The organism is Ramlibacter pallidus (assembly GCF_015070875.1).
Classification (GTDB): Bacteria; Pseudomonadota; Gammaproteobacteria; order Burkholderiales; family Burkholderiaceae_C; genus Ramlibacter; species Ramlibacter pallidus.
In genome coordinates this window covers 136262-150290 of sequence record NZ_JADDIV010000001.1, presented here as the reverse complement: position 1 = coordinate 150290, position 14029 = coordinate 136262, and the positions used below count along the sequence as shown (strand labels likewise).

Annotated in this window: 13 protein-coding genes; 5 read left to right on the top strand and 8 right to left on the bottom strand. The window is 70.1% G+C overall.

The window, feature by feature from the left end:
• Nucleotides 1-12: 12 nt before the first annotated feature.
• Genes IM787_RS00770 through IM787_RS00760 form a run of 3 tightly spaced genes read right to left on the bottom strand, consistent with a single transcriptional unit; the run spans nt 13 to nt 2738 of the window.
• The gene (locus IM787_RS00770; RefSeq protein WP_193674722.1) at nt 13-1215 is read right to left on the bottom strand and encodes an ABC transporter substrate-binding protein; all 1203 of its coding nucleotides are present in this window, start codon (nt 1213-1215) and stop codon (nt 13-15) included.
• A 42-nt stretch (nt 1216-1257) separates the two neighbouring features.
• Nucleotides 1258-1965 carry an ABC transporter ATP-binding protein gene (locus IM787_RS00765; protein WP_193674721.1) on the bottom strand — a complete coding sequence of 236 codons (708 nt, stop codon included), beginning with the start codon at nt 1963-1965 and terminating at the stop codon, nt 1258-1260.
• On the bottom strand, nt 1965-2738 hold the full coding sequence (locus tag IM787_RS00760; protein ID WP_193674720.1) for an ABC transporter ATP-binding protein: 774 nt from the start codon (nt 2736-2738) through the stop codon (nt 1965-1967). The genes IM787_RS00765 and IM787_RS00760 overlap by 1 nt, the downstream gene beginning before the upstream one ends.
• Nucleotides 2739-2967: 229 nt before the next feature.
• Here IM787_RS00760 and IM787_RS00755 point away from each other — a divergent pair, with 229 nt between their 5' ends.
• Nucleotides 2968-3768, top strand: coding sequence for a crotonase/enoyl-CoA hydratase family protein (locus IM787_RS00755; RefSeq protein ID WP_193674719.1), 801 nt, complete (start codon nt 2968-2970; stop codon nt 3766-3768).
• On the opposite strand, the gene selD is transcribed toward IM787_RS00755, so the two are convergent.
• Nucleotides 3765-4832 carry a selenide, water dikinase SelD gene (gene selD / locus IM787_RS00750; protein ID WP_193674718.1) on the bottom strand — a complete coding sequence of 356 codons (1068 nt, stop codon included), beginning with the start codon at nt 4830-4832 and terminating at the stop codon, nt 3765-3767. The genes IM787_RS00755 and selD overlap by 4 nt on opposite strands.
• A gap of 173 nt (nt 4833-5005) precedes the next feature.
• Here selD and IM787_RS00745 point away from each other — a divergent pair, with 173 nt between their 5' ends.
• Nucleotides 5006-7054: a hybrid sensor histidine kinase/response regulator gene (locus IM787_RS00745; RefSeq protein WP_193674717.1), complete on the top strand. Its 2049-nt coding sequence runs from the start codon at nt 5006-5008 to the stop codon at nt 7052-7054.
• A 69-nt stretch (nt 7055-7123) separates the two neighbouring features.
• Nucleotides 7124-8671: a UxaA family hydrolase gene (locus tag IM787_RS00740; protein WP_193674716.1), complete on the top strand. Its 1548-nt coding sequence runs from the start codon at nt 7124-7126 to the stop codon at nt 8669-8671.
• A gap of 9 nt (nt 8672-8680) precedes the next feature.
• Here IM787_RS00740 and IM787_RS00735 read toward each other — a convergent pair whose 3' ends face one another.
• The 4 genes from IM787_RS00735 to IM787_RS00720 form a co-directional block, all read right to left on the bottom strand.
• On the bottom strand, nt 8681-9151 hold the full coding sequence (locus tag IM787_RS00735; RefSeq protein WP_193674715.1) for an SRPBCC family protein: 471 nt from the start codon (nt 9149-9151) through the stop codon (nt 8681-8683).
• Nucleotides 9148-9459 (bottom strand): ArsR/SmtB family transcription factor, encoded by a 312-nt coding sequence (locus IM787_RS00730; RefSeq protein ID WP_193675483.1) that lies wholly within the window; start codon nt 9457-9459, stop codon nt 9148-9150. The genes IM787_RS00735 and IM787_RS00730 overlap by 4 nt, the downstream gene beginning before the upstream one ends.
• A gap of 37 nt (nt 9460-9496) precedes the next feature.
• Nucleotides 9497-10177 (bottom strand): glutathione S-transferase family protein, encoded by a 681-nt coding sequence (locus IM787_RS00725; protein ID WP_193674714.1) that lies wholly within the window; start codon nt 10175-10177, stop codon nt 9497-9499.
• A gap of 77 nt (nt 10178-10254) precedes the next feature.
• Nucleotides 10255-11184, bottom strand: a complete 930-nt coding sequence (locus IM787_RS00720; RefSeq protein WP_193674713.1) for a dihydrodipicolinate synthase family protein — start codon at nt 11182-11184, stop codon at nt 10255-10257.
• Nucleotides 11185-11269: 85 nt separating this feature from the next.
• Between IM787_RS00720 and IM787_RS00715 the strand changes: the two genes are divergently transcribed.
• Both IM787_RS00715 and IM787_RS00710 read left to right on the top strand, forming a co-directional pair.
• The gene (locus tag IM787_RS00715; RefSeq protein WP_193674712.1) at nt 11270-12253 is read left to right on the top strand and encodes a Bug family tripartite tricarboxylate transporter substrate binding protein; all 984 of its coding nucleotides are present in this window, start codon (nt 11270-11272) and stop codon (nt 12251-12253) included.
• 20 nt (nt 12254-12273) lie between these two features.
• Nucleotides 12274-14028, top strand: a complete 1755-nt coding sequence (locus IM787_RS00710) for an IlvD/Edd family dehydratase (RefSeq protein WP_193674711.1) — start codon at nt 12274-12276, stop codon at nt 14026-14028.
• Nucleotide 14029 lies beyond the last annotated feature (1 nt).

Genomic DNA, 14029 nt, shown 5'->3' with positions numbered 1-14029 from the left:
AACCCGGTCTTCTTACTTCTTCAGCAGCGAGCACTTGGACTCGGCGACCGTCGTGAACGCCTGGTCGCCCGGCACCTTGGCCACGAGCTTGTAATAGTCCCAGGGCTTGGTCGACTCCTTGGAGCCCTTCACCTGGTACAGGTACATGTCGTGGATCATGCGCCCGTCGGCGCGCACGCTGCCGTTCTTGTGATAGAAGTCGTTGTACTTCATGCCGCGCAGTTCGGCCATCACCTTGTCGGTGTCGGTGGTGCCGACCTTCTGCACCGCCTTCAGGTAGTTCATCGTGGCCGAGTAGTCGGCGGCCTGCAGCGACGAGGGCATGCGCTTGTACTTCTCGAAGAAGCGCGCGGCGAACTTGCGGGACTCGTCGTCCTGGTTCCAGTACCAGCTGTCGGCGACCTGCAGGCCCTCGGCGTTGGCGACGCCGATCGAGTGCACGTCGTTGATGAACACCAGCAGGCCGGCGACCTTCATGCTCTTGGTGATGCCGAACTCCTTGGCGGCCTTCATCGCGTTGATGAAGTCGCCGCCGGCGTTGGCCAGGCCCAGGATGTCGGCCTTGGAGCCTTGCGCCTGCAGCAGGAACGAGGAGAAGTCCGAGGCGTTCAGCGGGTGGCGCACGGCGCCGACCACGGTGCCGCCGTTGGCCTTGACCACGGTGGACGAGTCCGCTTCCAGCGAGTGGCCGAACGCATAGTCGGCGGTCAGGAAGTACCACTTCTTCGCGCCGGCCTTCACCAGCGCGCTGCCGCCGACCTTGGCCAGGGCCACGGTGTCGTAGGCGTAGTGGATGGTGTAGGGCGAGCAGTCCTCGTTGGTCAGGCGGGCGGAGCCGGCGCCGATGGAGATGAAGGGGCGCTTCTTCTCCTTGGCGATGCCGGCCATGGCCAGGTTGGTGCCCGAGCTGGTGCCGCCGATCAGCAGCGACAGGTTCTGGCTGTCGATCCACTCGCGTGCCTTGGAGGCGGCGACGTCGGCCTTGTTCTGGTGGTCGGCGGTCAGCACCTCGACCGGGCGGTTGAGCACCTTGCCGCCGAAGTCCTGCACGGCCCACTTGACCATCTCGGCGCCCGCGGGGCCGTCGATGTCGGCGTACAGGCTCGCCATGTCCGTGATGAAGCCGATGCGCACCGGGCCGGTCTGGGCCTGGGCGAAGGCGCTGGCGGTGCCGAAGCCGACGGCCAGGGCCGCGACGAGGGTCTTGAGTTTCATAGCAAGGTCTCCTTCAGGTAAAACAACGTCGTTCTCGATCGGTCAGACACCCAGGTATTCCTGGAGCATGCCCATGTTCTCGCGCAGTTCGTGCTGCGCGAATTCGCGCACGATGCGGCCGTGTTCCATCACGTAGAAGCGGTCGGCCAGCGGCGCGGCGAAGCGGAAGTTCTGCTCCACCAGCACGATCGTGTAGCCCTTGGCCTTCAGCGTGCGGATGGTCTCGGCGAGCTTCTGCACGATGACGGGCGCCAGGCCTTCGGAGATCTCGTCGAGCAGCAGCAGGCGCGCGCCGGTGCGCAGGATGCGCGCCACCGCCAGCATCTGCTGTTCGCCGCCCGACAGCCGCGTGCCGGGGCTGGCCGCGCGCTCCTTCAGGTTGGGGAACATGTCGTAGATCTCGGCCACGCTCATGCCGCCCTGGGCGATCTCCGGCGGCAGCATCAGGTTCTCTTCGGCCGACAGGCTGGCGAAGATACCGCGCTCTTCCGGGCAGTAGCCCACGCCCAGCTTGGCCACGCGGTGCGGCGGCAGTTTGATCGCTTCCTCGCCGCGGATGCGGATGGAGCCTTTGCGCGCGCCGGTCAGGCCGACGATGGCGCGCATGGTGGTCGTGCGACCGGCTCCGTTGCGGCCCAGCAGCGCGACGACCTCACCTTCATTGACGCGCATGTCCACGCCGTGCAGCACGTGCGACTCGCCGTACCAGGCGTGCAGGCCGGAGATGTTCAGGGTTTCCTGCGCCGACATCAGTGCGCCCCCTGCAGTTCGGTGTCGGCCGCGCCCATGTAGGCCTCGATCACCTGCGGGTTCTTCGAGACTTCGGCGTACGGGCCATCGGCGATGACGGCGCCGCGCTGCAGCACCGTGATGCGGTCGGCGATCGAGGACACGACGTTCATGTTGTGTTCCACCATGAGGATGGTGCGGCCTTCGGAAACTTTCTTGATCAGCTGCGTCACGCGGTGGACGTCCTCGTGGCCCATGCCCTGCGTCGGCTCGTCCAGCAGCATCAGGTCCGGCTCCAGCGCCATGGTCGTGGCGAGCTCCAGCGCGCGCTTGCGGCCGTACGGCAGGTTGACCGTGAGTTCGTCCGCGAAGTCCTGCAGGTCGACGGTGGCCAGCAGCTCCATGGCCCGCCCGTGCAGGTGGTGCAGCGACTTCTCCGGCTTCCAGAAGTGGAACGAGGTGCCCAGGTTGCGCTGCAGCGCCGCGCGCACGTTCTCCATTGCGGTCAGGTGCGGGAACACGGCCGAGATCTGGAACGAGCGCACGATGCCGCGGCGCGCGGTCTGCGCCGGCCGCTCGTGCGTGATGTCGACGCCGCGGTACGTGATGGTGCCCCGCGTCGGCGGCAGGAACTTCGTCAGCAGGTTGAAGAAGGTCGTCTTGCCGGCGCCGTTGGGGCCGATCAGTGCATGGATGTCGCCGCGCCTGACCTTGAGGTCCACGTTGTTCACGGCCACGAAGCCCTTGAACTCCTTGGTCAGGCCCTGGGTTTCCAGGATGGTCTCAGCGGACAAGGCACTCCTCCGGCATGGCGTGGCAGGGCACGGGACGACGTCCCGTCAAAGCCGCCAATGGTGCGGACCATGCTGCAGCGCAGAAAGGGGGTTAGACCCTAAGTAGTTTTGCGGGCGGGGACACCCCGGATGCGGCGCGGGGCGCGCTTCCCTCGGACGCGGGCGCGACACCGGGCGGCTGTCAGAAGGCTGACTCGCGCAACAATGCGCCCATGACAAGGAGCTCCCCATGAACGAGGAACGCGTCAGGACGACGGTGGATGCCGACGGCGTGGCCGAGGTCGCGCTGGCCCGGCCCGACAAGATGAATGCGCTGGACCCGGCGATGTTCCGGGCTATCGTGGACGCCATGGCCGGCCTGCGCGCGAACCCGGCCGTCCGCGCGGTCGTGCTGCACGGCGAGGGGCGCGGCTTCTGCGCCGGCCTGGACATGGGCAGCATGCAGGGCCTCGCCGGCATGCCGGGCGGCGGCGTGGGCGACATCGTGGCGCGCACGCACGGCCTCGCCAACCTCTGGCAGCAGGTGTCCTGGGGCTGGCGCGAGCTGCCGGTGCCGGTGTTCGCCGCGGTGCACGGCGTCGCCTTCGGCGGCGGCCTGCAGGTCGCGCTGGGCGCCGACGTGCGCTGCGTCCATCCGGAGGCGAAGCTGTCGGTGATGGAGATCAAGTGGGGCCTGGTGCCGGACATGGCCGGCTGCGTGCTGCTGACCGAGCTGGTGCGGCCCGACGTCGCGCGGGAGCTCACCTTCACCGGCCGCGTGGTGTCGGGGACCGAAGCCGTCGCGCTGGGACTCGCCACGCGGCTCGGCGACGATCCGCTGGCGGACGCGCGCGCCCTGGCGCGGCAGGTCGCCGCGAGCAACCCGGACGCGGTCCGCGCGGCCAAGCGCCTGTTCAACACGGCGACGCCGGTGGATGCGGCGCGGGTGCTGCTGGCCGAAGCCTTCGAGCAGCAGCGGCTGGTCGGCAGCCCCAACCAGCGCGAAGCGGTGCAGGCGGCGCTGGAGAAGCGGGCGCCGGTGTTCCGCTAGCGGACGGCGAGCCCGGACGCGCCAGCGGCCTCGGCGCGGCCGATCACGGCCGCTTCGGCGAAGCCGTGGCGGCGGAACACCGCGAGCACTTCCTCCACGCTTTCCGGCGTGCAGGACACGAGCAGCCCGCCGCTGGTCTGCGGGTCGGTGAGCAGGGCGCGTTCCGCTTCCGCGAATCCGGCCGGCAGCGCCACGTCCGCGCCGTATCCGGCCCAGTTGCGGCCCGACGCCCCGGTGACCATGCCGGCCCGGGCGAGCTCGCGCACGCCGTCCAGCACGGGCACGGCGGACCAGTCCAGCGTGAGCGACAGGCCGGCGCCGCGCGCCAGTTCCAGGGCATGGCCGGCCAGCCCGAAGCCGGTGACGTCGGTGAGCGCGTGCACGCCCTCCAGCGCGGCCAGGTCCGGCCCCGGCGTGTTGAGGCGCGTGGTGGTGGCGATCATGCGTTCGTAGCCGGCGGCGTCCAGGCGCTCTTTCTTGAGCGCGGCCGAGAGGATGCCCACGCCCAGCGGCTTGCCGAGCACCAGCACGTCGCCGGCGCGGGCGTCGGCATTGCGCTTCACGCGCTTCGGGTGCACCAGGCCGAGGGCCACCAGGCCGTAGATCGGCTCGACCGAGTCGATCGTGTGCCCGCCGGCCAGGGGGATGCCGGCCGCGCGGCAGACGGATTCGCCGCCTTCCAGGATGCGCGCGATGGTCTGCGTGCGCAACACGTTGATCGGCATGCCGACCAGCGCCAGCGCGAGGATGGGCTTGCCGCCCATCGCGTACACGTCGGAGATCGCGTTGGTGGCGGCGATGCGGCCGAAGTCGTACGGGTCGTCCACGATCGGCATGAAGAAGTCGGTGGTGGCCACCAGCGCCTGGTCCTCGTTCAGCTGGTAGACCGCGGCATCGTCGGCCGTCTCGATGCCGACCAGCAGCTCGGGCGGCACCGGCAGGCGGGCCGTGCCCTTGAGGATCTCGGCAAGCACCCCGGGGGCGATCTTGCAGCCGCAACCCCCTCCGTGGGAGAGCGAGGTGAGGCGGGGTTCGGCGGGAGTGTTCGGCAGGGTGGCATTCATACAGGCATTCCGGTTCGGACAGCACGCATTGTGCGGCGTGCCGCCTGCGTGCTTCCGGGGCAGGGGCATGCCCGGCGCGTCCACCCCGTCCTACAGCCGGGCCAGCCGGCGCAACCTTATCCTGCCGGCATCATGTTCCCCTTCGCGCCCCGGGCGCCCCGGCCGTGAGCGCCGTGGCACGCTCCCTCCATCCCCTGCTGTTCGGCGGCGACCAGGGCAGTGCCGCCGCGCCGGCGAGCGTCACCGGCCGGCTGCTGCTCGCCACCGACTGGTCCGCCACGCCACTGGGCCCCGCGGAAGGCTGGCCGCAGAGCCTGCGCATCGCCGTGAGCATCTGCCTGAACTCGCGCTTCCCGATGTTCGTCTGGTGGGGCCCGCAGCTGGTGAACATCTACAACGACGCCTACATCCCGGTGCTCGGCCAGCGCCATCCGCAGGCTTTCGGCCGTCCCGCGGCGGACAGCTGGAAGGACATCTGGGACGTGCTGGGCCCCCAGGTGGAAGAGGTGATGGTGCACGGCCGCGCGACCTGGAACGAGCGCGTGCTGCTGGTGATGGAGCGCAACGGCTTCCCGGAGCCGACCTACTTCACCTGGTCGTACAGCCCCATCCACGACGAGAGCGGTGCCATCGGCGGCCTGTTCTGCGCCTGTACCGAGGAAACCGGCCGGGTGGCGGCCGAACGCGAGCGCGACCGGCTGGTCCGCGAGGCGCAGGACGCGGCGCGCACGCTGCGCGAGTGGTTCGACCACGCCCCCGGCTTCATCGCGCTGCTGCGCGGGCCGGACTTCGTCTTCGAGATGGTGAACCGGTCGTATTACCAGCTGGTAGGGCACCGGCGGCTGGAGGGAAGGCCGGCGCTGGAAGCCCTGCCGGAGGTGCGCGACCAGAACTTTCACGCGCTGCTGACGCGGGTCTACACGAGCGGCGAGGCTTTCGTGGGGCGCGGCATGCGCCTGCTGCTGCAGCCGGCGCCGGAGGCGGCGCCGCACGAGCGCTTCGTCGACTTCGTCTACCAGCCGGTGCGCGACGCGCAGGGCCGGGTGGTCGGCATCTTCGCGCAGGGCCACGACGTGACCGAGCAAGTGCTGGGGCAGCAGGCGCTCCAGCAGGCCGACCGGCGCAAGGACGAATTCCTCGCCACGCTGGCGCATGAGCTGCGCAACCCGCTGGCGCCGATCCGCCAGGCGGCGCAACTGGCGAAAGCCGGCGCGCAGGCGCCCGAGCGGCAACGCTGGGCGCTGGAAGTGATCGAACGCCAGGTCGGCCACATGTCGCTGCTGCTCGACGACCTGCTGGACGTCTCGCGCATCTCGCGCGGCAAGCTGGAGCTGCGCCTGCAGGACGTCCAGCTGCGCGCGGTCGTCGATGCGGCCGTCGAGACGGCGCGCCCTCTGCTGGAGGGCAAGCGCCACCATCTGGAACTGGACCTGCCGGCCGCCCCCGTGCAGTTGCGCGCGGACCCGGTGCGGCTGGCGCAAGTCCTCTCGAACCTGCTGTCCAATGCCGCCAAGTACACGGACCCGGGCGGCCGGATCGTGCTGCAGGCGAAGGTCGCCGCGCCGGCGCTGGAGCTGCGGGTGCGCGACAACGGCATCGGGCTCACGCCCGAGCACCGGCAGGAGATCTTCAACATGTTCTCCCAGGTCTCCTCGGTCATCGACCGCGCCGAAGGCGGCCTCGGCATCGGCCTGGCCTTGAGCCGCGGCCTGGTCGAGATGCACGGCGGCCGCATCGAGGCGCACAGCGAGGGCAGGGGCCGCGGTTCCGAGTTCGTGGTGCACCTCCCGCAGGGGGTGGGTGCGGTGGGCCGCGAAGGCGCCGCGACGAAGGACGTTCCCGAAGCGGCCACCGGTGCCCGTCGCAAGGTGCTGCTCGCCGACGACAACGCGGACGCGCTGCAGACCATGGCGGCGCTGCTGGAGCTGGAAGGCCACACGGTGCTGACCGCCTCCGACGGCGCGCAGGCCGTGGAAGTCGCGCGTGCGCAGCGGCCGGAGGTGGCGGTGGTCGACATCGGCATGCCGCGCCTGAACGGCTACGAGGTGGCGGCGGCGATCCGCTCGGCCCCCTGGGGCAGCGGCATCCGCCTGATCGCGCTCACCGGCTGGGGCCAGGCGCAGGACCAGCAGCGCGCGACGGAGGCGGGCTTCGATCACCACTGCACCAAGCCGGTGGACCTGCACACGCTGCTGGAGCTGGTGGGCGGGCGCGAGAAATAAGGCTGCATCCGGCACCTGGGTGGGGCGGCCGGGTTGTCGCCCGTGCGGTGCTGCCGCATCATGGCGGCCATGATCGAACTGTCCGAAAAGCGGGTCACCGGGCCCATCATCCGGCTGCACCCGAACGACAACGTGGTGGTCGCCCGCACCGACGTGGGCATCGGCATGGCCGTGCCCAGCGAGGGGTTCACGAGCCGCAGCCAGGTGCCCGCGGGGCACAAGATCGCGGCGCGGGCGATCCGCGAGGGCGAGGCGATCCTCAAGTACAACGTCTGCATCGGCTTCGCCGCGACCGACATCGCCGCCGGCACCTACGTGCATTCGCACAACGTGAGCTTCCGCGAGTTCGACCGCGACTACGCGTACGGCCGCGACTACGTTCCCACGCCGGTGCTGCCGGAGGGCGAACAGGCGCAGTTCATGGGCTACGTGCGTTCCGACGGCCAGGTCGGCACGCGCAACTTCATCGGCATCCTGTCCACCGTGAACTGCTCCGCCACGGTGGTGCACAAGGTGGCGGAATGGTTCACGCCCGAGCGGCTGCAGGATTTCCCGGAGGTCGACGGCGTGGTGGCGCTGTCGCACGGCCTCGGCTGCGGCATGGAGATGAGCGGCGAGCCGATGGACCTGCTGCGGCGCACGATCGGCGGCTACGCGCGCAACCCGAACTTCGCGGCCGTGCTGATCATCGGGCTGGGCTGCGAGCGCAACCAGCTGGCCGGCCTGATGGAGCAGCAGGGGCTGCAGGCCAACCCGCGGCTGCACACCTTCGTGATGCAGGAGACGGGCGGCACGCGCAGGACCATCGAGGCGGCGGTGGAAGCGGTGCGGGGAATGCTGCCGGCGGCGAACGACGTGCGCCGCGTGCCGGTGTCGGCGCGCCACCTCAAGGTCGGATTGCAGTGCGGCGGCTCCGACGGCTTCTCGTCGATCACCGCCAACCCCGCGCTGGGCGCGGCGATGGACATCCTGGTGCGCCACGGCGGCACCGCCATCCTGTCCGAGACGCCGGAGATCTACGGCGTCGAGCACACGCTGACGCGCCGGGCGGTGAGCCGCGCGGTCGGCGAGAAGCTGGTCGAGCGCATCCGCTGGTGGAAGGAAGAGTATTCGCCCGGGCGCGACGTGCAGATCAACGGCGCGGTGAGCCCGGGCAACCAGGTGGGCGGCCTCGCCAACATCTTCGAGAAATCGCTGGGTTCCTCCATGAAGGGCGGCACCACGGGCTTGATGGCGGTGTACCGCTACGCCGAACCGGTCACGCAGGGCGGCTTCGTCTTCATGGACACGCCCGGCTTCGACCCCTGCTCCGCCACGGGACAGATCGCCGGCGGGGCCAACATGATCCTGTTCACGACGGGGCGGGGTTCGATGTTTGGCGCCAAGCCGGTGCCCTCGATCAAGCTCGCCACCAACACGCCGATGTACAGCCGGCTGACCGAGGACATGGACTTCAACTGCGGCGAGATCCTGGACGGCACGATGACGATGCCCCAGGCGGCCGAAGGCATCTTCCAGCTGATGTTGCGCGTCGCGTCCGGCGAGCGCAGCAAGAGCGAACTCCTCGGCCTGGGCGACCACGAGTTCGTGCCCTGGAACATCGGCGTGGTCAGCTGAAGGCGCCCCTCACTGCGGGAGGCCGGGCTCCTGCAGGAACAGCGCGAGACGGTCCAGCCCTTCGGCCGTGCCCTGCATGCGCTGCGCGAGGTCGTGGTGTCCGTCGAGGTAGGCGAGCTGTTCGGTGTAGACCATCCGCGTCCCGGCGCCGGAAGGGGCGAACTCCACGGTGACGAGCGACACCGAGAGGCGGCGGCCGTCGACGCCGATGTCGTAGGCGAAGACGATCCGGCGGCCGGCCACGATGTCGAAGAAGACCTTCTCCACGAGCTGCACCGAGCCGTCCGGGTGGCGCACGCGGTGCGTCTCGCGGCCGAGGACGCGGAAGTCCAGGCTGTAGTTGGTGGTGTCCTCCGCGTGGCAGTCGGCCCAGAGGCGCTTGGCGGCCGGATCGGTCCAGGCCTCGAACACGCGTTCCGGCGGCGCGCCGAATGCGCGGTCGATGGTGAAGCTGGTGTGGGAGGTGCTGGGTCCGTTCATGGGCGTTTCCGGGACGCGCGTGCGGCGAGGTAGGCATCGAGGCGATCGAACTGCGCATGCAGCCGGGCCTTGCGCTGCGCGACCCAGGTTTCCATGGCCGCCAGGGCCCGGGGATCGGCGCGGTAGGTGCGCACGCGGCCTTCCTTCTCCGACGCGACGAAGCCGCCGCTTTCGAGGACGGCCAGGTGCTTGACGGCGGAGGGCAGGGCGATGCCGAGCGGCTCCGCCAGTTCGGAGACCGACGCGGGCCCGATGCTCAAGCGGTCCAGCATCGCGCGCCGGTTCGCGTCGGACAGCGCGAAGAACATCCGGTCGAGCTCGGCGGGGTCGTGCGCGCGCGGCACGTCAGGCCCCTGCCGGCCGGTAGGCGGCGGGCAGGTTCTCGCGCACCGGATAGAACCTGAAGTAGGGCCGCGCCTCGTCCAGCACGCGCGCCACCGAGGGCCGTTCCAGCAGGCGGGCCAGATACGCTGCGAGGTGCCGTTGGCCGGGCGCGAAGGGTTCGATCGTCGCGGCGAAGAAGAGCGAAGGCGCGGCCGCGCAGTCGGCCATCGAGAAGTCCCGACCCGCGGCCCATTCCCGGCCTTCCATGCGCTGGTCGAGGAGGCCGTAGGCCATGGCCAGCGTGCGCCGGGCGGCCGCGACGGCGAGCGGGTCGCGCTCCCCGGCCTGCCGCAGCCGGTCGGCCACGGCCGCCTGCATCGGCTGCATCACGTACTGGTCGAAGATCCGGTCGTACAGCCGCACCTCCAATTGCTCGCGCGGATCGGCGGGCAGCAAGGTCTGTGACCAGGCGTGGCGCGTCGCGACGTGCTCGATGATGATGCTGCTCTCCGGCACCACCTCGCCATCGTCGACGAGCAGCGGCATCTTGCCCGTGGGCCACAGACGGTGGAAGGCCTCCCGCTGGGCCGCGTCGCCGAGGTCGAGCAAGCGTCCTTCGAAGGGGACGCCGAGCTCATGCAGCGCCACCAGGACCTTGTGGCAGAACGAGGAGAGCGGGTGGTAGTGCAGCGTGAGGGCCATGCCGGATCCGGAGGAAGGTTTCTGGACCGGCGAAGTATTCCATAACTTTCCTTGATTGGAAAGTATGGCGCGGCGGCTCAGGCGAGCGCGCCGGCGTTCGGCATCACGAACCCCACCTTGTCCAGCGAGGCGCCGAGGGCCTTCTGCTGCTCCGCGTCCAGGTCCACCAGCGGCGGCCGCACGTGCGCCCAGTCCGCCCGCCCGGTCTTGAGCGCGATGGCGGCCTTCATGGCCGGGATCATCGGGAACTGCGCGAAGGCGGCGCGCTGCGCGTCCAGCTTCTTCTGCTGTTCCTCGGCGTCGCCCTGGCGCCAGGTCCTGTACAGCTGCACGATGGCGCTCGGGTTCACATTGCCCGTGGCCGTGATGCAGCCTGCGCCACCGCCGCGCATGTTGGCCAGCAGGAAGTTCTCGCTGCCGGCGAACACGTCGAAGCCCTGCGGCTGGAAGCGCTCCAGCATCGCCGAGGTGTTCTTCCAGTCGCCGGAACTGTCCTTGATGCCGGCGATGGTCTTCGGGTAGGCCTTGAGCAGGCGCTCGATCAGCGTGAGCGTGATCGGCACGCCGGACACCGGGGGGATGTGGTACAGGTAGATGCGCAGGCGCTCGTCGGCCACCGCGTCGATCACGGCCGCGAAGCCGCGGTACAGGCCCTCGTCGCTGACGCCCTTGTAGTAGAAGGGCGGCAGCATCAGCACGCCGCCGCAGCCGGCCTGCACGGCACGCTGGGTCAGCTCGATCGCGTCCGGCAGCGCGCAGGCGCCGGTGCCGGGCATCATGCGCGCGGCGGGCAGTCCCGCTTCGAGCAGCGCGTCGAGCAGCTTGCGTTTCTCCCCCAAGGTCAGCGAATTGGCTTCCGAGTTGGTGCCGAAGATGGCCAGGCCGACATCCTGGTCCAGCAGCCACCGGCAATGCCGGACGAAGCGTTGCGGGTCCGGCGAATAGTCGGCGTTGAACGGCGTCAGCACCGGCGAGAAGATGCCCTGGAGGCGGGAGGCTTGGGTCATGCGAGACTCCGGAAAAAAAAGGGCGGCAGGACGATACTGCAAGCCTAACAGCGACCCACCCCTGCAGCCACCCCAGGAGACAACCGTGCCCGTCATCCCCCGTCGCGCCCTGTGCGCCGCCCTCGTCACTGCCGCCCTGCTGCCCACGGCCGCGCTGGCCGCCTGGCCGGAGCAGCCGGTCAAGCTCGTCGTGCCGTATCCGCCCGGAGGCGCCACCGACGTGATCGGCCGCATCGTGGCGCAGCGCCTGTCGACCGCACTGGGCCAGCAGGTGGTGGTGGACAACCGCGGCGGGGCCGGCGGCAACATCGGCGCCGACCTGGTGGCCAAGGCGAAGCCCGACGGCTACACGCTGCTGATGGCGGCGATGACCTCGCACTCGACGATGGCGCGGCTGGAGCGCGGCAAGCTGGCCTACGACCTGCAGAAGGACCTGGTCCCGGTGCAGGTGGTCGGCTACGTGCCGCTGGTGTTCGTGGTGCATCCCTCGGTGCCCGCGACCAGCTTCCAGCAGCTGGTGAGCTTCGCCAAGGCGAACCCGAAGAAGCTGACCTATGCGTCGTCCGGGGCCGGTGCGCCCCAGCGCATGGCGGTGGAGATGTTCCGCGTGCAGAGCGGCGCCGACATGATCCACGTGCCGTACAAGGGCAGCGGCCCGGCGATGACGGACCTCGTCGGCGGCCAGGTGCTGATGGCGGCGGAGACGGTGCCCGCCGCCCTGCAGCAGGTGCGCGCCGGCAAGCTGCGCGCGCTGGCGGTGACCACGCCGCAGCGCATCTCCATGCTGCCGGACGTGCCGACCGTCAACGAGTCCGGCTGGAAGGACTTCGACGTGGTGTCAACCTTCGGCGTGATGGCGCCGACGGGCACGCCGGCCGACGTGCTCGCCAGGCTGAACGCGGAGATCGGGAAGATCATGCAGGACCCCGCGGCGAAGGAACAGTTCCTGCAGCAGGGCGTCTACACGCTGGCGCCGCAGACGCCTGCGGATGCCGCCGCCCGCCTGCGCGCAGAGATGGCCAAGTGGGCGAAGGTGATCGACGAGACGGGCGTGAAGGCCGACGAGTGAGTTCCGAAGGAAAGCCCTCCATGTCCTCCTCCGATCCCAGGGCGACCGGCGCCGACGAACAGGCGACCGGCATGCGCCGGGGCCTGGTCAACTACGGCGACGCCGGCTTCTCGCTCTTCCTGCGCAAGGCCTTCATCAAGGGTTCCGGCCTCACCGACCATGCGCTGGACCGGCCGGTGATCGGCATCGCCGACACCGCCAGCGGCTACAACCCCTGCCACGGCAACATGCCGCAGCTCATCGAGGCGGTGCAGCGCGGCGTGATGCTGGCGGGCGGCCTGCCGGTGAAGTTCCCCACGATCTCCATCGGCGAGAGCTTCGCGCAGCCCACCAGCATGTACCTGCGCAACCTCATGTCCATGGACACCGAGGAGATGCTGCGCGCGCAGCCGATGGACGCGGTGGTGCTGATCGGCGGTTGCGACAAGACGGTGCCGGCGCAGCTGATGGGCGCGGCTTCCGCCGGGATCCCGGCGATCCAGCTGATCACCGGTTCGATGCTGACCGGCTCGCACCGCGGCCAGGTGGTGGGCGCCTGCACCGACTGCCGGCGCTTCTGGGCGCAGTTCCGGGCCGACGCGATCGACGCGCAGGAGATCGCCGACGTCAACAACCAGCTGGTGGCGAGCGTCGGCACCTGTTCGGTTATGGGCACTGCCAGCACGATGGCCTGCATCGCCGAGGCGCTGGGCATGACGGTGCCGGGCGGCGCGTCGCCGCCGGCGGTGACGTCGGCGCGCATGCGGGTCGCGGAGGAAACCGGCGCCGTGGCCGTGCAGATGGCGAAGAGCCGCCTCACCATCGACCGCATCCTCACGGAGAAGGCCTTCGAGAACGCGATGCGCGTGCTGCTCGCCATCGGCGGCTCCACCAACGCGATCGTGCACCTGACCGCGATCGCGGGGCGCATGGGGCTCGAGGTGGACCTGAAGGCGCTGGACCGCATGGGCCGCGAGACGCCGGTGCTGGTGGACCTGAAGCCGTCCGGCCAGCACTACATGGAGCACTTCGACGCGGCGGGCGGCATGGCCACGCTGCTGCGCGAACTGAAACCGCTGCTGCACCTCGACGCCCTCACGGTCACCGGCCGCACGCTGGGCGAGGAGCTGGAGCGGGCCGCGCCGCCGTTCCCGCAGGACGTCATCCGTCCGCGCGACAACCCGATCTATCCGCAGGGCGGCATCGCCGTGCTCGAAGGCAACCTCGCGCCCGGCGGCGCGATCATCAAGCAGTCCGCGGCCGACCCGAAGCTGATGGAGCACGAGGGCCGGGCGGTGGTGTTCGAGGGCCTGCAGGACCTGGCCGACCGCATCGACCGCGACGACCTCGACGTCAGCGCCGACGACATCCTGGTGCTGAAGAACATCGGGCCCAAGGGCGCGCCCGGCATGCCGGAAGCCGGCTACATCCCGCTGCCGCGCAAGCTGGCGCGCCAGGGCGTGAAGGACATGGTGCGCATCTCGGACGGGCGGATGAGCGGCACGGCCTTCGGCACCATCGTGCTGCACGTCACGCCCGAATCGGCGATCGGCGGGCCGCTGGCGCACGTGCGCAACGGTGACCGCATCCGCCTCTCCGTGGAACGGCGGGAGTTGAACCTGTTGGTGTCCGATGCCGAGCTGGCCCGGCGCGCGCAGGAGCAGCCCGTCACGCCACCCACGGCGGAGCGCGGCTACCGCAAGCTGTTCCTCACCACGGTGACGCAGGCCGACCGCGGCGTCGACTTCGACTTCCTGGCGGCGCCCGAGGTGCGCGGCCGCATCCCGAAGGCCTGAC